The sequence below is a fragment of the Shewanella sp. YLB-07 genome (assembly GCF_009377275.1).
Genome location: NZ_VOQB01000004.1, coordinates 436,105 through 457,069 on the forward strand (window position 1 = coordinate 436,105; position 20,965 = coordinate 457,069).

The 20,965-nt window shown below is 46.6% G+C and carries 18 protein-coding genes and 1 tRNA gene; 13 read left to right on the forward strand and 6 right to left on the reverse strand.

What is annotated here, in order from left to right:
• The first annotated feature begins 1 nt into the window (after position 1).
• Complete coding sequence (locus tag FS373_RS31480) at positions 2–319, forward strand: hypothetical protein (protein WP_144045211.1); 318 nt, start codon at positions 2–4, stop codon at positions 317–319.
• Positions 320–693: 374 nt separating this feature from the next.
• On the opposite strand, the gene FS373_RS11515 is transcribed toward FS373_RS31480, so the two are convergent.
• The gene (locus FS373_RS11515) at positions 694–2,001 is read right to left on the reverse strand and encodes an NAD(P)/FAD-dependent oxidoreductase (protein WP_144048847.1); all 1,308 of its coding nucleotides are present in this window, start codon (positions 1,999–2,001) and stop codon (positions 694–696) included.
• Between the two features lie 324 nt (positions 2,002–2,325).
• Here FS373_RS11515 and FS373_RS11520 point away from each other — a divergent pair, with 324 nt between their 5' ends.
• From FS373_RS11520 to FS373_RS11560, 9 genes are all read left to right on the forward strand, one after another.
• A complete protein-coding gene (locus FS373_RS11520) occupies positions 2,326–2,874 on the forward strand; it encodes a cupin domain-containing protein (protein WP_144048848.1) in 549 nt (182 codons plus the stop codon).
• Positions 2,875–3,478: 604 nt separating this feature from the next.
• A complete protein-coding gene (locus tag FS373_RS11525; protein WP_144045212.1) occupies positions 3,479–4,240 on the forward strand; it encodes a gamma-glutamyl-gamma-aminobutyrate hydrolase family protein in 762 nt (253 codons plus the stop codon).
• A gap of 3 nt (positions 4,241–4,243) precedes the next feature.
• Positions 4,244–5,593, forward strand: a complete 1,350-nt coding sequence (locus tag FS373_RS11530) for a glutamine synthetase family protein (protein WP_152829467.1) — start codon at positions 4,244–4,246, stop codon at positions 5,591–5,593.
• A gap of 255 nt (positions 5,594–5,848) precedes the next feature.
• Entirely contained in the window at positions 5,849–6,949 is a 1,101-nt protein-coding gene (locus tag FS373_RS11535; protein WP_152829468.1) for a polyamine ABC transporter substrate-binding protein, read from the forward strand.
• A 187-nt stretch (positions 6,950–7,136) separates the two neighbouring features.
• Positions 7,137–8,237 carry a polyamine ABC transporter substrate-binding protein gene (locus FS373_RS11540; protein WP_144045214.1) on the forward strand — a complete coding sequence of 367 codons (1,101 nt, stop codon included), beginning with the start codon at positions 7,137–7,139 and terminating at the stop codon, positions 8,235–8,237.
• A gap of 108 nt (positions 8,238–8,345) precedes the next feature.
• Positions 8,346–9,482, forward strand: a complete 1,137-nt coding sequence (gene potA / locus FS373_RS11545; RefSeq protein WP_152829469.1) for a polyamine ABC transporter ATP-binding protein — start codon at positions 8,346–8,348, stop codon at positions 9,480–9,482.
• Positions 9,483–9,491: 9 nt separating this feature from the next.
• On the forward strand, positions 9,492–10,397 hold the full coding sequence (locus FS373_RS11550) for an ABC transporter permease subunit (RefSeq protein ID WP_144045215.1): 906 nt from the start codon (positions 9,492–9,494) through the stop codon (positions 10,395–10,397).
• Positions 10,394–11,218 (forward strand): ABC transporter permease subunit, encoded by an 825-nt coding sequence (locus tag FS373_RS11555; protein WP_144045216.1) that lies wholly within the window; start codon positions 10,394–10,396, stop codon positions 11,216–11,218. The genes FS373_RS11550 and FS373_RS11555 overlap by 4 nt, the downstream gene beginning before the upstream one ends.
• A gap of 77 nt (positions 11,219–11,295) precedes the next feature.
• The gene (locus FS373_RS11560; protein ID WP_152829470.1) at positions 11,296–12,582 is read left to right on the forward strand and encodes an NAD(P)/FAD-dependent oxidoreductase; all 1,287 of its coding nucleotides are present in this window, start codon (positions 11,296–11,298) and stop codon (positions 12,580–12,582) included.
• 234 nt (positions 12,583–12,816) lie between these two features.
• On the opposite strand, the gene FS373_RS11565 is transcribed toward FS373_RS11560, so the two are convergent.
• From FS373_RS11565 to rpsU, 5 genes are all read right to left on the reverse strand, one after another.
• Positions 12,817–12,893: transfer RNA gene (locus FS373_RS11565), tRNA-Ile, on the reverse strand.
• Positions 12,894–13,254: 361 nt separating this feature from the next.
• Positions 13,255–15,099 (reverse strand): RNA polymerase sigma factor RpoD, encoded by a 1,845-nt coding sequence (gene rpoD, locus FS373_RS11570; RefSeq protein WP_221937475.1) that lies wholly within the window; start codon positions 15,097–15,099, stop codon positions 13,255–13,257.
• Positions 15,100–15,227: 128 nt separating this feature from the next.
• Positions 15,228–16,955: a DNA primase gene (gene dnaG / locus FS373_RS11575; RefSeq protein WP_144045218.1), complete on the reverse strand. Its 1,728-nt coding sequence runs from the start codon at positions 16,953–16,955 to the stop codon at positions 15,228–15,230.
• Between the two features lie 107 nt (positions 16,956–17,062).
• Positions 17,063–17,506, reverse strand: a complete 444-nt coding sequence (locus tag FS373_RS11580; RefSeq protein ID WP_144045219.1) for a GatB/YqeY domain-containing protein — start codon at positions 17,504–17,506, stop codon at positions 17,063–17,065.
• 6 nt (positions 17,507–17,512) lie between these two features.
• Positions 17,513–17,728, reverse strand: coding sequence for a 30S ribosomal protein S21 (rpsU, locus tag FS373_RS11585; RefSeq protein ID WP_142872304.1), 216 nt, complete (start codon positions 17,726–17,728; stop codon positions 17,513–17,515).
• 317 nt (positions 17,729–18,045) lie between these two features.
• Here rpsU and tsaD point away from each other — a divergent pair, with 317 nt between their 5' ends.
• The 3 genes from tsaD to FS373_RS11600 all read left to right on the forward strand — a co-directional run bounded on the left by tsaD (position 18,046) and on the right by FS373_RS11600 (position 20,935).
• The gene (gene tsaD, locus FS373_RS11590; RefSeq protein WP_144045220.1) at positions 18,046–19,059 is read left to right on the forward strand and encodes a tRNA (adenosine(37)-N6)-threonylcarbamoyltransferase complex transferase subunit TsaD; all 1,014 of its coding nucleotides are present in this window, start codon (positions 18,046–18,048) and stop codon (positions 19,057–19,059) included.
• Between the two features lie 247 nt (positions 19,060–19,306).
• A complete protein-coding gene (locus FS373_RS11595) occupies positions 19,307–19,906 on the forward strand; it encodes a GDSL-type esterase/lipase family protein (RefSeq protein WP_152829471.1) in 600 nt (199 codons plus the stop codon).
• 300 nt (positions 19,907–20,206) lie between these two features.
• Positions 20,207–20,935, forward strand: a complete 729-nt coding sequence (locus FS373_RS11600) for an HDOD domain-containing protein (RefSeq protein WP_152829472.1) — start codon at positions 20,207–20,209, stop codon at positions 20,933–20,935.
• The last annotated feature ends 30 nt before the right edge of the window (positions 20,936–20,965 follow it).

Below are 20,965 nucleotides of genomic sequence, written 5' to 3' on the forward strand. Positions count from 1 at the left end.
CATGGCAGCAGCGAATGCGTTAAATTACACGAGGGGTATGATGAAAACACTCATAGTTTCTGATATTTTTGGAAAAACGTATGGTTCACAAATTCGCAGTAACAGGTATGTGGAACCAAGATTTCCGATAGATCTGATTTTTCTAGCATCTGAATCTCACTTTTCAGTAAATGAACTTATCGCAAACCTCACTGGTACCGATAATGTATCAATCAGACAAGTCCCTTTTCTTCATGGTTTCATGAATCAGCACTCTGAAAATTATGATCAAAGTGGGTACAATCAGGAAATTAAGGTATTGCGTAAAAATGTCATTTAACAAAGTACTGTCATGGGACTAAAAAATGCTGCGTGATTTTTAGCTCTGCTGAGTAAGTTATTTTTTAATCAATATGTTTTAAATTAGACGCTCAGCCAATAAAACTAAAATCGAAGAGGTAAATACTCAGGTGTGAACGCGGCTGTGACCTTCGGTTTCAGGGATGAAACCGCAGAGCGTATAGGGACATATTCACAGCGTGTCACAGAAGTGTTGGCACATTCCTCGCCGGACAGGCGGTAGATAACAATGCAATATTGGTATGCAGAATACTGCCAAGTACCATACCAGCCCAATGAAACCAAACTAAAAAGAGACTTGAAACTTGTTATCCGACAAGTCCCTACCTTGGTGACAAATTTAAAGATATTTTTCTAAAAAATATCCAACATTCTATGGTAGAGCATGCCTGCCGCCAGCATGGGCGATCTGAATGTTGGCCCGCCGGGGAAGGTCATATGTTGCACCTTGTCGAAGATATCGAAGCGTCCGGCTTGGGCTGTCAGGGCTTCACTGATGAGTCTCGCTGCCATATGGGTGGCGTTAACGCCGTGACCCGCATAGGCCTGGGCGTAGAGGATATTAGGGCAATCAGGTAGTCGGCCAATCTGGGGCAGGCGGTTCGCGCCTATGCCTATCATGCCGCCCCACTCGAAATCGATTCTAATTCCTTTGAGTTGCGGGAAGACCTTTTCTAAGTTCGGCCTGAGAGCCGCTTCGATATCTTTAGGATCTTTGCCTGAGTAAGTGCACAGACCACCGAAAAGCAGGCGGTTATCTTCTGATAGATGGAAGTAATCCAGATCGATACGCATATCGGCGAAGGCCATATTCTGCGGGATGATTGTTTTGCACTGTTCGTCGGTTAATGGCTCTGTGGCGAGCAGGTAGCTCCCGGCCGGTAGCACCTTGCCACCGACATAGCTGTCGAGCTTGTGGCCAATATAGGCGTTCCCCGCCAGGACTAAGTACTGACAGTTCACTTCACCTTTGGCAGTGAGCACCTTGGGCTTATCGCCCTTGATAATTTTTTCTGCGGCGCTGTATTCATACATCTTCACCCCAAGCATACGAGCGACCCTAGCTTCGCCCAGTGCCAGATTGAGTGGATGAAGGTGACCGCTGTTCATATCGACCAGAGCCCCCTCATAACAATCTGAGCCTATGACCTGACTGATGTCTTGCTTCTCGAGGATTTTAAACCCCTCTCCTCTGCCTTGGGATACTAGGTCTTCATAGTCTTCATAAAGCTCTTTCATGTGCCTGGGTTTGGTGGCTAAGTCGCAATATCCCATCTGCAGATTGCAGTCTATCTTGTGTTCTTTGACTCTCTGCCTGACGATGTCGACGGCTTCGAAGCCCATCTGGTTGATGGCTTGAACGCCTTCTTCGCCTATGATGTCTCGGAACTGTTCAATATTATGGCCAATGCCACGTATCAGCTCTCCGCCATTGCGTCCCGATGCTCCCCAGCCTATGCGTTTCGCCTCTAACAGGGCCACCGAAAATCCTTTCTGGGCTAATTCTATGGCTGTGTTGATGCCACTGAAACCACCACCGACGACACAGACATCTACCTTGATAGATTCTTGCAGTTGCGGGTGCTCATATAGCTCCTTGGCAGTATCGAAATAGTATGACGAGGGGTATTGGTCGCTGTGAACCGGGCGCTTAACTAGCATCATATCTCCAGATTTTTTGTTATTAGATCTTGTTATTCGTTGATGACTATTGGGCTTGGCTATTCTTGTTTAGTACGGCTTTATTACTGTTTGATCAGCACTGATTTGTTATTACTTATTATCTATTAGCCATTGAGAATTAACCTGACTTAGCACAGTATGTTTTTGCAATTAAGCTAGAGTCATATATAATTCACGGGTGTTGTTTATATTTAACATGCTTTTTTGTTTGATACAAATTAGTATGAAGAATAATCTGCACATTTTTTATCCTAGATTAATAGTAATAAAGAATAATTAAGCATTCTTACAGGAGATATGCATTTGGATATTGGAGCTAGCCTGAAAGTTATCCGTAAACAGAAAGGTCTGTCGCAACGAGAACTTGCTAAGAGAGCTGGAGTGACCAATAGCACCATCTCTATGATTGAGAAAAATAGTGTCAGTCCTTCGGTGAGCTCATTGAAGAAGGTGCTGTCCGGTCTGCCTCTGTCTCTGGTTGATTTCTTCTCTATGGAGGGGAACGGTGAAAGCGAGGCCAAGGTGGTGTACCGAAGTGACGAGCTATTGGACATAGGTGACGGCAACTTAGACTATAAGTTAATCGGACGAGATTACCCTAATCGCGCCATGTCGGTAATGAGTGAGACTTATCCTCCCGGTTCCGACACAGGTGCAGAGATGCTCAAGCATGAGGGTGAAGAAGCGGCCATGGTGCTCGAAGGCAAACTCGAGCTCACGGTAGGGGATGAGGTTTTTATTCTCGAAGCCGGTGATAGTTATTACTTTAACAGTGAGTCTCCCCATAGATTCAGAAATCCATTCGATGAAGAGTGTAGGCTGGTGAGTGCCACGACTCCTGCCAATTTCTAATACTAATTTGTTCAGTTGAGTGATTTGCTTTTAGATACAATAAACTCGATGGTATCTGGGTGCGGTTTTCCGCACTTTTCACCTATTTTAGCCTTATTCCTTGCTTCCTGCTTATTTCCTCCCTGTTTTATCCCTTTCGCCTTGGCGTGATCCATTCTGTCTTATGGCTACTTTCTAGCAGATTCAAAGTTTACTGCCGTTAGCATCTAGACTTTTATGCTGTTATTTATAAAACATTCAGTATAAATAGTGATTTACAGCTTAGTAAATAATCAATTAATTGAATATTCGATGTAAATAATATTGGTCAATGTCAAGCGGTTACCGTGATCTATATCGCTAAAGTTAACTCAGTAGATTTCCATTTAAAACTGATAAATTGCTTGTATCTAGTACTCATTCAATATCTCATTTTGACTAAGTGGTTGTTATTAAGTTGTTTGTTGTATTTGTTGTTATCATTTCAAATTGTATTCAATTAGCCTCTTGCCTGTTTGCTATTTTCAGTGTAGTGTTTGAAAAACTGAACAGTTGCTTAATGTGTGTTCACATACTTGAGCAAGTGTGAAAGATAAAATAAAAAATATAACAATAAAGGTGATTTATGTCGGATGCAGGGCTTGCTGTCATTGGGGTGACGGCGTGCAATCAGGATTTAGGCTTACATCCATTCAATATAGTCGGTGAAAAGTACCTGCTTAGTATCGCGGACGCGACTAAGGCTTGGCCATTAGTCATTCCTGCATTAGGTCATTGTCCGGCGGAGCTAATCTTACCTCGTCTGGACGGCATTCTCTTTACCGGTTCTCCTTCAAATATCGAGCCCCATCACTTTCAGGGCCAGCCAAGCGAGGCGGGTACTCACCACGATCCTAAACGCGACGCTACAACTATGCCCTTACTCAAGGCGGCAATCGATGCCGGTATTCCTGTGTTGGCGATTTGTCGTGGTTTTCAGGAGATGAATGTGGTCTTCGGTGGCAGTTTGCACCAGAAATTACATCAAGTGGGTGGCTTTATCGAACACAGAGAAGATAAGCAAGAGCCAGTCGAAGTGCAGTATGGCATCTCTCACGAGGTGCACATTGAACCTGGAGGATTGCTCCATGAGGCATGGGGCCGTAGCTCCGCAGAGGTGAACTCTGTGCATACCCAAGGCGTCGATCGTCTGGGTATTGGGTTACGGCCAGAAGCATATGCCCCAGATGGTTTAGTAGAGGCATTCTCTATTAAAGATGCAAAGAATTTTGCACTGGGCGTGCAGTGGCATCCTGAATGGAAGGTGTTAGACAATCCGTTTTATACCTCAATTTTTAACGCTTTCAGTGTTGCCTGTGAACGTCGTGCAAACAGCCGAACGAGATAAAAAATGAAAAAATTAACAGCTTATTTAAAAGAACAAAAAATAACAGAAGTTGAATGTGTCATCTGTGATATGACAGGAATCGCCAGAGGCAAGATTGCGCCGGTGGATAAGTTTATCGATGAGAAGGGCATGCGTATGCCCGAGAGTGTACTGCTGCAGACGGTGACCGGGGATTATGTCGAAGATGAGCCCTATGATGCCCTGTTAGATAAGGCCGATATCGATTTTATCTGTGTGCCCGACGAGAATGCCGTGTTCAAGTTACCTTGGACCATAGAGGCTACGGCCCAGGTTATTCATGATACCTATGACAAGATGGGCAATCCTATAGAGTTGTCTCCGCGAAACGTGTTGAAGAAGGTGCTCAAGCTCTATGAAGATAAAGGCTGGAAGCCGGTGGTTGCACCAGAGATGGAGTTTTATCTGACTCGTCGTAATGAAGATCCCGATCAGCCGTTGATCCCCCCCGTGGGACGCAGTGGTCGTCAGGAGTCAGGTAGACAATCTTTCTCTATCGATGCGGCTAATGAGTACGATCCCCTATTTGAAGATATGTATGACTGGTGTGAGATCCAAGGTTTAGATATCGATACCCTGATCCATGAAGAGGGCACGGCCCAGATGGAGATTAACTTCAGTCATGGTGATGCCCTGTCTCTTGCCGATCAGGTGTTTGTATTTAAACGCACCTTGCGTGAGGCGGCACTTAAACACAATGTCTGCGCCACTTTTATGGCCAAGCCTGTAGCCGATGAGCCTGGCAGTGCCATGCATCTCCACCAGAGCATAGTGGATGCCAAAACCGGTAAGAATATCTTCTCACTGAATGATGGTACCAAGGGCCCGCTGTTCTATAGCTATATCGGTGGTCTGCAGAAATTTATACCCGAGTTATTGCCCTTACTCGCCCCTAATGTGAACTCATTCAGACGCTTCCTTCCCGGTACTTCTGCGCCTATCAACCTCGAATGGGGGGAAGAGAACAGAACCTGCGGTCTGCGTATTCCCGAGTCTTCTCCGCAAAACCTGAGAGTTGAGAATCGCATCGCTGGAGCCGATGCCAACAGTTATCTGTCTATCGCCGCCAGCTTGTTAGCCGGCTATATAGGCATGATTGAGGATGTTAAGCCATCTACGCCAGTTCAAGGGCGCGCCAATGAGAGCCGTCAAAGTATCAGCTTGCCTCTGACACTAGAGGAAGCCCTAGGGGTTATGGCTGAAAGTGCCGCGTGTCGTGAATACCTTGGAGAGGCGTTTACCACAGGTTATATCGCGGTGAAACAGGCGGACCTTGCCAGTTATAAACGAGTGATCAGCTCCTGGGAACGTGAGTTCCTACTGTTAACTGTTTAATCGAATAGGGAGCCGTTGGGGCTCCCTTAAGTTTGAATTTTAAAGTGAGTTAACCCATTAGAGAAAATGAAATAAGCGTCAAGCAGTCAATTGGGCTTGATGTGCAGTAATGCCATGTTAGCAGGTTTACATGGCAAGCGGTCGGTGCGGTTTTTAGGTGTAGCATTGGAAAATAATAAAATCGATTTTTATCGGTAACACAATGACTAACAGTTAGTTTATGGCTATCTGTAACACGCTAGAATGGAGAGATAAATGGATCTTTTTAAAATGCTGAAAACATCATTTTTGGTCCTCTTCTGTACTTTAGCCGCTGCTGGAGTTCATGCCGAAGAGGTGCTGAAGGTTTACAACTGGAACGATTATATTGCTAAGGACACCTTAGCAAACTTTCAGAAAGAGACCGGGATTCGGGTCATATATGATGTGTTCGATAGCATGGAGGTGGTGGAGGCTAAACTGCTTTCAGGCCATTCTGGCTATGACATAGTGGTGCCGTCCAATGACTTCTTAGCTAAGCAGATTAAGATGGGCGCTTTTCTGCCTTTAGATAAGAGTAAGCTGACTAACTTAGGCAATTTAAACTCAGATCTTATGCAGCAGCTTGAGAAAGCCGATCCGCAAAATAAGTTTGCTGTGCCTTATTTGTGGGGAACCACTGGGATAGGTTACAACCTGGAAAAGGTCAAGGCTGTGTTAGGGCAAGAGCCACCATTTGATTCTCTGGAGCTTCTCTTTAACCCCAAGTATGCCGAGAAGATATCCAGCTGTGGTTTCTCCATGATGGATTCTGCCGATGAGATGATTTCTCAAGCGCTCACTTACCTCAAACTCGATCCTAACAGCACTAATCCTGATGATTATAAGCTGGCTGGTGAAGCGATAGCTAAGGTTCGTCCCTATGTGACTTACTTCCATTCATCTCGTTATATTACCGATCTGGCTAATGGCGATATCTGTGTGGCCTTTGGCTTCTCTGGCGACGTATTTCAGGCGGCGGCGAGAGCCGATGAGGCGGGTAATGGTCAGAAGATTAGTTACTCGATAGCAAAAGAGGGTGCGAATCTTTGGTTCGATATGCTGGCCATCCCATCGGATGCTGAGAATGTCGATAATGCCCACCAGTTTATTAACTATCTGCTGCGCCCTGAAGTGATTGCTGAGATCTCTAATTATGTGGCCTATGCCAATCCCAACGATAAGGCACAGCCCATGGTAGATGAAGCTATCTTGAGTAATCCGGGGATCTATCCCAGTCAGGAAGTGATCAACAACTTGTATATCCGCGAAGTTAGACCTTTGAAGATACAGCGCAAGATGACCCGAGCCTGGACTAAAGCCAAGTCAGGTTATTAACAGAGAAAAGAGGAACTTATTCATTAGTTAACACATTTTTTAAAGGATTTGAAACGATTAGCAGGGCACTGCCGATGCAGTTTTAAGCTGTAGCATTGGTCAAAAATAAAAACTAAAACCGGCATGACCGGAAACAATGACAGACAGCAGGCTTAGGCCTGCTGCTACGCTAAATCAAGGAGATACCATGAAGCTATTAAAGAAGATGACCACACTTGCGCTTTTGGGAGCGGGTGTATTTGCCAGTACAGGAGCCATGGCCGAAGAGGTTGTTCGCGTCTATAACTGGTCTGATTATATTGCCGAAGACACTTTAGCTAATTTCGAGAAAGAGACTGGGATCCGTGTCATCTATGATGTGTTCGACAGTAATGAAGTGGTCGAAGCTAAATTGCTCTCTGGCAGTTCGGGTTACGATATTGTGGTGCCATCGAATAGCTTCCTGGCTAAACAGATCAAGGCCGGAGCATTTCAAAAACTAGATTCTAATCAACTGCCAAACCATAAGAACTTAAATCCTGAGCTGATGAAACAGCTGGAAACGGCTGATCCAGGTAATCAGTATTCGGTGCCATATCTATGGGGAACCAATGGTATAGGCTATAACGAAGCTAAGGTCAAAGCTGTATTAGGTGACGATGCGCCGCTGGACTCTCTTGAGCTGATTTTTAATCCTAAGTATGCAGAAAAATTAACCTCATGTGGCTTAGCATTGTTGGACTCAGCCGATGAGATGGTTCCAATGGCTATGCTCTATCTTGGTTTAGATCCCAACAGCACTAAGTCTGAGGATTTTAAGAAAGCCGGTGAAGTCTTGGCTAAAGTTCGTCCCTATATCACTTACTTCCACTCTTCTCGTTATATTACCGATCTTGCTAATGGCGATATCTGTGTCGCATTCGGTTATTCGGGAGATATTTTCCAGGCGGCGGCTCGTGCCGAAGAGGCCGATAATGGTCAAGTGATTAGTTATGCCATTCCGAAAGAGGGGGCTAATCTTTGGTTCGATATGCTGGCGATCCCTGCCGATGCTAAAAATGTTCAGAATGCACATACCTTCATCAACTACCTGCTTCGTCCTGAAGTGATAGCCCCTATTACTAACTATGTGGCCTATGCCAATCCTAACGTAGCCGCTCAAGAGTTTGTAGATAAAGAGATCTTAAACGATACCTCCATCTATCCCAATGAAGAGATCCTCAAGCGCCTTTATGTGGGTGAGGTTCGTCCGTTGAAGGCCCAGCGAGTGATGACTCGCGTCTGGACCAAGGTTAAGTCAGGTTATTAGAAGGTAAGGGCAAGCCTGTGGGTTTGCTCTTTTTTGTCTAAATCTCTTTTGTTATTCAATTTGATATTACCGTAGGCACTGTCACAGTGCCTGTTGTGGAGAAGTAATATGGTTAGCAACGCAGGCGTCGTCATTAAACCAACAACAAAGACGCAAGGTGAGCTACTGCTTAAGGTTGAGCGGGTCAGCAAATTATTCGATGAGGTCCGAGCCGTCGATGATGTGTCACTGAATATATATAAGGGAGAGATCTTCGCCCTTTTGGGTGGCTCAGGCTCAGGCAAGTCCACCTTGCTGCGTATGTTGGCGGGTTTCGAGAAGCCCTCCGAGGGGCGCATTATCCTCGACGGAGTCGACATTACTGATATGCCGCCCCATGAGCGGCCCATCAACATGATGTTCCAATCCTATGCCCTGTTTCCTCATATGACGGTGGAAAAAAATATCGCCTTCGGTCTGCAGCAGGACAAGCTGCCGAAAGAGGAGATAGCGCAAAGGGTCAAGGAGATGCTCAAGCTCGTGCATATGGAAGATTATGCCAAACGTAAACCCAATCAGCTCTCTGGCGGTCAACGTCAACGAGTCGCCCTCGCTCGCTCTCTGGCTAAGCGACCTAAGTTACTCTTACTCGATGAGCCAATGGGCGCATTGGATAAGAAGCTTAGAACCGAGATGCAGCTGGAAGTGGTCGATATTCTCGAAGAGGTCGGGGTGACCTGTGTGATGGTGACTCACGATCAGGAGGAAGCCATGACTATGGCGGAGCGTATCGCCATCATGCATGAGGGCAAGATAGTGCAGACTGGCTCGCCCATGGATATCTATGAGAGCCCCACCTGCCGTATGGTGGCGGAATTTATCGGTTCTGTGAACCTGTTCGAGGGTGAAATCATCGTCGATAAGCCGGATCATGCCATCATACAATCTCCCGATTTAACGCAACAATTCTATATCAGTCACGGCGTCTCGACCAATGTCGATGATAAACGCGTCTGGTTAGCAGTAAGGCCAGAGAAGGCGCGTATCAGCCGCGAACAACCGGACGGTGAATATAACTGGTGCCGAGGTGAGGTTGAAGATATCGCCTACCTTGGGGGGATCTCTGTCTACTATATTCGACTGAGCAATAAGCAAGTGATCCAGTCCATGATGACTAACAGAGAGCGTCGCTCGGATCCGCCGACATGGCAAGACAAGGTATTCATCAGCTGGGAGGCCACCAGTGGAGTGGTTCTCAGATCTTAAGGTGGCATCATGAAAAGATCATTAAAGTTTAGATTACCCAAGGGAAAATACTGGACCATAGGCTTGCCTTATTTCTGGTTACTCCTATTTTTCGCCCTCCCGTTCGCCATCGTACTGAAAATTAGCCTGTCGACGGCAGCCATCTCGATCCCTCCCTATGAGTCTCTGGCCAGTTATGCCGATGAGTCATTGCAGATCATGCTCAATCTGGGGAATTACCTGCTGATCTTCGAAGACTCCCTGTATGTTCAGGCTTATCTGGGGTCAATCAAGATGGCCTTTATCACCACTCTAGGCTGCTTGTTGATCGGTTACCCCATGGCTTACGCCATTGCCAGAGCCCCGAAGAAAAATCAAGGGCTATTGATTTTATTGGTGATGTTGCCATCTTGGACCTCATTCCTCATTCGGGTTTATGCCTGGATGGGACTGTTAAGCAATAACGGGGTGATCAATAATTTCTTAATGTGGCTTGGGGTGATCTCAGAGCCTATTCAGATGCTCAACACTAACTTTGCTGTTTATATCGGCATCATCTACACCTATCTGCCGTTTATGATACTCCCCCTGTATGCGACTCTGTCTCAGCTCGATGGTAGCTTGTTAGAGGCGGCGTCGGATCTGGGCTCCCGTAGCCTGAATACTTTCTGGAGAGTCACCTTACCTCTGTCTAAGGGCGGGGTTATAGCGGGCTCCATGCTGGTGTTTATTCCCGTCGTTGGTGAGTTCGTTATTCCTGAACTCTTGGGTGGCCCCGATTCCTTGATGATAGGTAAGGTGTTGTGGCAGGAGTTCTTCAATAACCGGGACTGGCCCGTGGCATCGGCGCTGGCAATCATCATGTTAGGTCTGTTAATCATTCCTATCACCTTGTTCCATCGCTATCAGGCCAAGAGTATGGAGAGTGACCTATGAGCAGATTAAGCAAGTTGAGTTTCTCTACCATCATGCTGTGGGCGGGGATGTTTTTCCTCTATGCTCCCATGCTTATCTTAGTCATCTACTCGTTCAACGAGTCCAAGCTGGTGACGGTGTGGGGCGGATTCTCGCCTAAGTGGTACGGTGAACTGTTTCGCGATCAGCAGATCTTAGATGCGGTATGGACCAGTTTGAAAGTGGCCTTCTTCGCCTCCACCATGGCTGTGGTATTAGGCACAATGGCGGCGTTCGTGATGACACGTTTCAAACGTTCATGGGGCAAGATAACACTGTCGAACATGATCACAGCGCCTTTAGTGATGCCGGAAGTGATCACGGGTCTGTCGCTGTTGCTGCTGTTTATTCATATGGCAGATCTCTTGGGCTGGCCCAAGGAGCGCGGCATGATGACGGTGTGGATTGCTCACTCGACCTTCTGTGCATCCTATGTGGCCGTGGTGGTTTCGGCTCGCCTGCGTGAATTGGACCTCTCAATCGAGGAGGCGGCTCAGGATCTTGGGGCGACGCCATTGAAGACTTTCTTCCATATCACAGTCCCCATGATCTCGCCTTCATTGGCGGCGGGCTGGCTACTGTCATTCAGCTTGTCTTTGGATGACTTAGTGATAGCCAGCTTCACATCGGGACCAGGGGCGACCACCTTGCCCATGGTGGTGTTCTCGTCGGTGCGTATGGGCGTTTCTCCCAAGATCAATGCCTTAGCTACCCTGATCATTCTGACGGTTTCTTTGATCGCATTTATCTGTTGGTATCTGGCGCGTAGAAGCGAGCGCAAGAACCTGCCACCGGCCATGTAGTTATCTGACATACTCTGGCTTACTTTTGATCTAGGAGGAGTAAGCCACTTTTACTGAATTTAAATTAGGGGAATGATATGCCCAGCGTACCTCACACAGAATCTTATTATGCGGCGTCGGCCAATGACAAGGTCGAACGTGCTCAGCTTAACGACAATATAGAAACCGATGTCTGTATCATAGGTGCCGGTTATACCGGCCTATCGTCGGCGCTACATCTGCTAGAGCTAGGTTACAGCGTCACAGTACTGGAAGCGGCTCGAGTCGGTTGGGGGGCGTCGGGTCGTAACGGCGGCCAGATAGTCAACAGCTTCAGCCGGGATATAGACTCCATAGAACGCACAGTCGGCAAAGAGACTGGTCAGTTATTTGGTGAAATGGCCTTCGAAGGTGGGCGGATCATCAAGCAGTTGATCGCCAAGCACGAGATACAGTGTGACCTTAAAGATGGTGGCGTATTTGCCGCGATGAACAAGAAACAGATGGGACATTTAGAGCATCAAAAAGCACTCTGGGAGAAGCATGGCCACCTTGGACATCTAGAGCTATTAGATGAGCAAGGCATAGGTTCTGTGGTCGGCTCAGAACGCTATATTGGTGGTTTATTAGATAAAAGTGGCGGTCATATCCATCCGCTCAATCTAGCCTTGGGGGAGGCCCAGGCGGTAGAGGGTCAAGGTGGAAAGATCTATGAAAACTCGGCCGTTATTAAGGTTGAGCAGGGCGATAACCCGACTATTCATACGGCACAAGGTTCGGTCAAAGCCAAGTTTGTCATCGTTGCGGGTAATGCCTATCTCAATGGACTTATCCCAGAATTACAGGCCAAGTCTATGCCCTGCGGCACTCAGGTCATCACTACCGAGCCATTGAGTGACGAGCTCGCCGCTAGCCTGTTACCACAAGATTACTGCGTCGAAGACTGTAACTATCTGCTGGATTACTTCAGGCTATCCGGCGATAAACGACTCATCTATGGCGGCGGTGTGGTGTACGGTGCACGAGATCCAGCCGATATCGCGGCCATCATACGGCCCAAGATGCTGGAGACCTTCCCGCAGCTCAAAGATGTAAAAATTGAATATACCTGGACGGGAAACTTTCTGTTGACTCTGTCCCGTCTGCCTCAAGTCGGCCGTATCGGCGATAACATCTATTACTCACAAGGCTGTAGCGGTCATGGGGTGACCTACACTCATCTGGCGGGCAAGATACTCGCCGATGTGATCCACGGACAGGCGACCCGCTTCGATGCGTTCGCCAGCTTGCCACATTACCCTTTCCCCGGGGGGCATATAATGCAAGTACCGTTTAGCGCAATTGGTGCCTGGTACTACACCATGAGGGACAAGTTAGGCATCTAGTCCTGCCATAGAAAGTCTGGCATAGAAAAGTCTGGCATAGAGAAAGAGAAAAGAGAGTTAATTTTGAGAAAGAGCCTGCAGCCATGCAGGCTTTTTTGTTTGAATAATATCTGGTCTTCTATCAGCCCCCGACCAGAGTCGAACTGTTAGGGCATATGATGACGATTATGAATTGTCTTCTAAATTCCAGACACAAAAAAGCCCGCACTAGGTGCAGGCTTTTTTGTTTTAAATTGGTGGCCCCTCCCAGACTCGAACTGGGGACCTGACGATTATGAGTCGTATGCTCTAACCAACTGAGCTAAGGGGCCTACTAAAGGAAGTCGTCACTACCTGAAGCGACGAGAAGTATACGAGGTTTAAATGCGCTTGTCACCCGTGTTTTGAAGAGAAATGCTAACTTTAAATTCAACTGCTTATCTGTTAATCAATCCGCGGGAAATTTATCTGTTTCTGCTATTTTTATGGGCTGTTAGTTTGTGGTGTAGTCGTGGGGATTCTGCGCTGATTGCTTTTTTACCCGTTTATCTTGGAAGATTGAATTTAATGGGAGTAAGGGGAGGGGCGCGTTTTTGAGGGAGGGGGAATTTAGGAAGTGATGAAGGAAACAAAAAGCCCCGCCAAAATGGCAGGGCTTTCGAGTCTCAACGAGCTAATGCTTAGCGAGTAGACTTACTCGTCAAGGAAAGACTTGAGGATCTCAGAGCGAGAAGGGTGACGTAGCTTACGCAGCGCCTTAGCTTCAATCTGACGAATACGCTCACGGGTCACGTCGAACTGCTTACCAACCTCTTCGAGCGTATGGTCAGTGTTCATGTCGATACCGAAACGCATACGCAACACCTTAGCTTCACGGGCCGTTAGACCTGCTAATACTTCGTGAGTCGCGTTTCGCAGGCTTTCGCCTGTGGCAGAATCCAAAGGTAGCTCGAGAGTGGTATCCTCGATGAAATCACCTAAGTGCGAATCTTCGTCATCACCGATAGGTGTTTCCATTGAGATAGGCTCTTTGGCAATCTTAAGTACCTTACGGATCTTATCTTCAGGCATCAGCATACGCTCAGCCAGCTCTTCAGGAGTCGGCTCGCGGCCCATTTCCTGTAGCATCTGACGAGAAATACGGTTCAGCTTGTTGATTGTCTCAATCATGTGCACCGGGATACGGATCGTTCTTGCCTGATCGGCAATAGAGCGAGTGATCGCCTGACGGATCCACCAAGTTGCGTAGGTTGAGAACTTATAACCACGACGATATTCGAACTTATCAACCGCTTTCATCAGGCCAATGTTACCTTCCTGAATAAGATCCAGGAACTGTAGACCACGGTTGGTGTACTTTTTAGCTATAGAGATAACCAGACGCAAGTTAGCTTCTACCATCTCTTTCTTAGCGCGGCGAGCCTTAGCTTCACCGATCGACATACGACGATTGATGTCTTTGATAGACGCAATCGCGAGTCCGGTTTCTTTCTCGATAATATCGAGCTTGAAGCGACAACGACGAACGTCAGGCTCGATCATCTTTAAACCTTCAGCATAAGGTTTCTTAGAGGCGAGTTCGGCGTCAAACCAGGCTATGCTGCTTTCGTCGGCGGTATAGCCCTTAACGAAGTTTTTCTTAGGCATCTTAGCTTGTTCGACACAGAGCTTCATGATCAAACGTTCTTGAACACGGACCTTATCCATGGTGGCACGCATGTTCTTGACTAAGCGGTCGAACTGCTTAGGCATGAGACGGAATTCTTTAAATAATTCACCAATCTCAAACAGGGCAACGGTTGCTTCAGGATGGCCACGACCTTTGTCTGCGATGATCCTCAGCGTATTCTCATGTACTTCTCTTAGCTGAGTGAAGCGCTCTTTAGATTCTTCAGGATCTGGTCCTTTTGGACCTTCCTCTTCTTCATCTTCATCATCATCCTTCGAGTCATCCTTTGAGTCATCTTTGTCGAGCTCACTTTGTGACAAATCTGAACCAATGTGAGTGGCCGTTGGGGCTATATCAGCGGCATTAGGGTCGATAAAACCTGAGATGATATCGGATAGACGAACTTCTTCGGCTTCATAGCGATCGAACTGATCGAGGATCGAGGCAATCGCTGGAGGGTACTCGGCGACCGATGCTTGAACGGTATAAATTCCTTCTTCGATACGTTTAGCGATAACGATCTCGCCTTCACGGGTAAGAAGTTCAACAGTCCCCATTTCACGCATATACATACGGACTGGATCTGTTGTACGACCAAGCTCGGCCTCTACCGTTGCAAGTGCAGCGGCAGCTTCTTCTGCAGCATCATCATCTGTGCTGTCTTCTGTCATCATGATTTCATCAGCATCCGGCGCCTGTTCATAGACGCGAATACCCATGTCATTAATCATCTGGACAATATCTTCGATCTGGTCTGCATCGACCATATCAGCAGGCAAGTGATCATTCACTTCTGCATAGGTTAAGTAGCCTTGCTCTTTACCTTTAGCTAGCAACAATTTAAGTTGCGACTGAGGAGTGTGCTCCATAGATATCATCCAAGTTGGGTATCGGTTAAAACGACGGGCAATAATTTATCGCCACGCAAATCGTCAATTATAGCCTTGTGCGCTTCCGTGTGCTAGTCCAAGTGCTTAGTTTTAAGACATAAAGTGTCTTAATTTTGCCCTTGTATGACTGCGATCAGCTTGCTTAGCTGAATCCTTTCTTCTTTAGTATGGTTCTGTTTTAGACTCAATTCCTGATATCGCTGCTCAATATATTGATTATTGAGCCAGATCAGGGTTTTTCTAAACTCTTGCTGCAAGTTTTCATCCGCCACTTGATGGTCCCATTGGGTCAGTTTTTTTAGGGTGCCTAATTGTGGAGCATCCCTGTACTGTTCAAGTAGTTGTGCGCTGTTTTTAACTTGTTTACGAGTAATGTCTAGCAAGTGGATCAGCAAATCTACGCCGGCCATCTTGATGTGTTTCAGTGCCGGCTGCACCGGCAGTCCTTCACCTAACATAGGATGTTGTACTAGCAGTGCGATGGCTAGTCGCAATGGGGTTCCTCGTCCTTTTAACGCTTTATTCTGAAGAGTTTGGCCCTGATGTTTAGAGCTGAAACCCAACTTTCTTCTTAACTCATCGGCACCGTTCATTCCGAGTTTATAGGCTAGATTTTCCAGCAGTAGACTCTGTAGAACGGTGTCTTGTACTTTCTCAATTAAACCAATGGCTTGCTTAGCTAATGTCCCTTTATCGGCGCCATGGCGTTGGGCTAACGTTTCAAAAAGAAACTCAGGGAGTGCTTTAGCATCATCAATCTGACTTTCGAATGCTTCTTTTCCTACCTGGCGCACCATAGTATCTGGATCTTCACCTTGAGGCAGGAACATAAATCTAACTTGGTTACCGGGTTTGAGCAGCGGCAATGCGGTTTCTAATGCACGCCATGCGGCTTCGACCCCGGCTCTGTCACCGTCATAACAACAGATGACCTCCTTGGCACTACGCAACAGGAGTTGAAACTGCTCTGCCGTGGTTGCCGTACCGAGAGAGGCGACTGCATAGTCGACATCAAACTGTGCCAGTGCGACCACGTCCATATAGCCTTCGACTATGAGTACTCGCTGTGGATCTCTGTGACGCTGCTTAAGCTCATAGAGTCCGTACAGCTCATTGCCCTTATGAAATATGGGCGTTTCCGGAGAATTCAAGTATTTGGGTGTACCATCACCTAAAACTCTTCCGCCGAAGCCAATAACCCGGCCTCGTCTGTCACGAATCGGGAACATTAACCGGTCGCGAAATCGGTCGTAACGTCTACCGTTATCGTTTTCTATCACCATTCCCGCGGTGAGTAGTTTATCTTGAGAATCCTGACTCTGGCGGTAGCGACTGAGTAAACCATCCCAGCCCTCTGGTGCAAATCCGATATTGAAGTGTTCTATTACTTTCTCGGATAGGCCTCGATGATCCAGATAATCGAGAACTTTTTGTTTGTCTTTATGTTGTCTAAGCTGGCTCTGAAAGTGTCGGCTAGCTTCTTCCATTAATTGATACAGGTCGCGGCTCAATCCTTCATCGCGTCTCTTACCTGTACCTTGCTCTCTGGGCACTTCTAGACCCAGTTGGCCAGCTAGCTCTTCTATCGCGTCGATAAAATCGAGACGGTCATATTCCATGACGAAGTCGATGACATTGCCATGGGCACCACAGCCGAAACAATGGTAGAACTGTTTATCTCTACTGACGGTAAAAGAAGGTGATTTTTCACTATGAAACGGACAACAGGCAGAGTGGTTTTTACCCGCCTTCTTAAGGGGCACCTTAACGTCGATTAAGTCGACAATATCGATGCGAGCTACTAGCTCATTGATAAAATCACGAGGTATCGCCATTAGTTTGGTAAATGCCGCCTTTCGCTATTATCGCGAAATGAAAAACTGAAACAGTACAAACAAACAAGCCGCGCAAGAGCACGGCTTATTTACGCATTATTCTTAAGTTACTTAAGTTTAGCTCTGATCATAGCGCCTATTGCCGCCATATCAGCTCTGCCTAAGACTTTAGGTTTTAATGCGCCCATTACTTTGCCCATATCCGCCATGGAGGATGCGCCCATCTCTTCGATGCTTGCATCAACTAGCACGGCAATTTCCTCTTCAGTAAGAGGCTGAGGCAGGAAGACTTCAAGAATCTTGATCTCTTCTGCTTCAATTGCTGCTAGTTCGTCACGTCCGGCTGCACTATATTGTGTAATCGAATCACGACGCTGTTTAACCATTTTGGTTAAGACAGCTATAGCTTGGTCATCAGTCAGAGTTTCGCGGGTATCCACTTCAATCTGTTTGACGGCGGCTAGCGCCATACGGATAGTCCCCAAGCGTACCTTAGCTTTGGCACGCATGGCGTCTTTCATTTGGCTTTTTAGCTGATCTACTAGGCTCATAATAGATTAGTATAAACGTACGCGACGAGCGTTTTCGCGAGAAAGCTTCTTAGCAAGACGCTTAACTGCAGCGGCTTTAGCACGCTTACGGCAAGTCGTTGGCTTCTCGTAGAACTCACGAGCGCGAACATCAGCTAAGATACCGGCTTTTTCACAAGAGCGCTTAAAACGACGTAGAGCTACGTCAAATGGTTCATTTTCGCGTACTTTAATTATTGGCATACGCCATCACCCCTTAGGTGTAGTTTGTAATGAGTCAATTTTTGACTCAAGTTAATTTAAAAATGGTGCGGAATTCTATACCGAATTGAGCGTGTTTGTAAAGTATATTTCGCGATCATATCCTAGATCCTTTCACCGTCGCGATCCTATTTTAGATCTCGGTTAAGTCATGTTTGGGATATTTCGCGTGTACCCGCTAATAATCACTGTAATTGATACCATTATTAGGAGGACCAAAATCAGCAACAAGTCTATTGGTATAATTAAAGCACAGCAGGTAGAATTAGCAGCCTTTTATGACACTTTGACGGGATACGATGCGGGTTTTAGGTATTGAAACATCTTGCGATGAAACAGGAATAGCCGTTTATGACGACGAGCTAGGCTTGTTATCTCACACATTATATAGCCAAGTAAAGCTACATGCCGATTACGGTGGGGTTGTACCCGAGCTGGCATCTCGCGATCATGTGAGAAAAGTGGTGCCCTTGATTAAGAAGGCGCTTGCCGATGCTAACAGCACAATGGATGACATAGATGGAGTCGCTTATACCACAGGTCCTGGTTTGGTTGGCGCTTTATTAGTCGGTGCCTGTGTGGGGCGCTCATTAGCCTATTCATGGGGTAAGCCTGCCGTTGGCGTGCACCATATGGAAGGTCATCTCTTAGCCCCTATGCTAGAGGATAATGTGCCTGAGTTTCCTTTTCTCGCGCTGTTAGTATCCGGCGGACACTCTATGATGGTGGCCGTTGAAGGTATTGGACAATATGAAGTGCTTGGCGAGTCTGTTGACGATGCCGCAGGTGAAGCATTCGATAAAACCGCGAAACTCATGGGGCTAGATTACCCAGGTGGGCCAAGGTTAGCTAAGCTGGCAGAGAAAGGTGAGACTGGCCATTACCGTTTTCCTCGTCCTATGACGGATAAGCCAGGATTAAATTTCAGTTTTTCTGGTTTGAAGACCTTTGCCGCCAATACGATTGCCAGAGAGCCCGATGATGAGCAGACCCGTGCCAATATCGCACTAGCGTTCGAAGAAGCTGTGGTCGATACACTTTCTATTAAGTGTCGTCGCGCACTAAAACAAACCGGTTATAGCCGCTTAGTCATTGCCGGAGGAGTGAGTGCAAATTCGCGCCTGCGCAGCTCGCTAGCCGAGATGATGCAAAATTTAGGCGGAGAAGTTTTCTATCCCAGAGGCGAATTCTGTACCGATAACGGCGCCATGATCGCTTATGCCGGTTTGCAGAGACTGAAGGCCGGTCAGACAGAGGATTTAGGCGTCAAAGGTATGCCACGCTGGTCCCTAGACTCGCTGCCTCCGCTATAGGTTCTAATATGCTACGAGCTATAAGCTGGAAGAAATAAAAAACACCTGGTTTGCATCTGCAAACAGGTGTTTTTTTGGGTTAGGCTTGCTAGAACTGGACAGCCCCCAGAACCCTAGACATTTGGCAGTCTCATTTTGAAGCTGCTTTAAACGTTTCTGGAATTGGTATTGCTCCCCTTGTGCCTGGCTTTGTTATGGCCCATGTTAACGTGATAAATTTTTAACTCTCTTTGGCACAGGTAAACGCATGAAAATTCGGTTTATTGTATTCGTTTTATGTGTGTTCATTTCTGCATGTTCCGGCCCTAAACTTGAACCGCTTTCGGCGAGTGCCGAAATCATGGCCTTTGGCGATAGTCTTACTTATGGCAAGGGGGCGAGTGAAGGCGGTGACTATCCAGCGGTTTTGGCTGAATTGACTGGCCTCAGGGTGATCAATGCTGGTGTTTCAGGTGAGACAACCTCACAAGGCTTGACCAGGCTAGCTGAACTACTTGTTCGAGAGACGCCTGACTTGTTGATTTTACTCGAAGGTGGCAATGATTTTCTGCGTAATCACGATATAGCCAAGACCAAAACTAATCTGGCGCAGATGATCGAACTGGCTCATGCTAAGTCGATTCCGGTAGTCTTGATTGCCGTCCCTCAGAAGAGTATTTTTTTATCATCGGCGGCGCTCTATTCAGAGCTAGCTGATACGTATAATGTTATGCTTCTAGAAGAGGCGTTAACGGACTTGCTCAAAACCCGGTCAATGAAATCTGATACGATTCACCTTAATGATGCAGGTTACCGCGCGCTAGCTGAGACGATTTATCAAGGACTCGAAGATGCAGGCGCGATATAATTCATCGAATATGTGCTATTAATATGTGCTATTAAGGTATTGAAGATACCAAATGTGAAATATAGTGCCGATATCTTCAGACTTTAGGTTGAATGCCGCTAATTTATGGAATGGTTGATAACGCTCTTATTTAGTCTTAATTTCGGGGTTTTCGTCCGGTGATTTGACCTTTGGCAGAGAAATAGAGTTAAAGTATTCATTTAGACGAAATCAACTTGACCCAAGTGGCCTTTTTATGGGTAAATTCCCTGATAACAATTGGTGTTGTGCCAAAATAATAAATGTAGGTTAAAACTTCCCATGACAGATCTTGAGCATAAGGTATTCACTCAAGTACGCGCAATTATTAGTAATGAAGAGCAGGTGATTGGTCGCCGCGGAATATTGATTCCATTAAAGAAGGCGATTATCGCCGATGGTGATATTCGAAATGTCATCGATATAGTCTCTTCAGATCCTGCTTTAGCAGCTCATATGCTTTGGCGCAGCAATTCGGCGATTAGCGGTGCAGGTATTACCACTAAGAACCGCTCATTGAAAGATGCCTTGGTTCGATTAGGTCAGGTGAACATATATCGTTATGCCTTTACCTTCTATTTGAAAGAGCGCCTCGATGAATTGCCCCAGCCATATAAGAAGTTAGTGCACGGGTATTGGTCATTGACTGAAAGTATCGCTACCGATGCCGTCGATAGTTTGCATCAAATGGAAGGGGTGGATATCAACCCGGATGAAGTGCAGACCTTAGCCTTGTTTAGTGTATTCGGTGAGATTATTGCCTTGACTGCATTTGCCTTCTTAAATGCCGAGTCGGAAGAGTCGTTTCCCCTGAGCATCATCAAGTCGCTTATCGATAACCAGAAGCAGACTTTGACCATAGAAGCATTTGAATCTTTGGGTTTAGATGAAGAGCTTAAAGATGAGTTTATGATTGCCCATAATCTCAGACAGACTCGCAATGCAAACTCGCCAGGTCTAGTGCTCAGACGCGTGCTTTCGATGAGAAATCAGCTGCTGAAGCCGTTGTAAAAGAAGGCTCGAGCATCTGGCTGTAGCTCG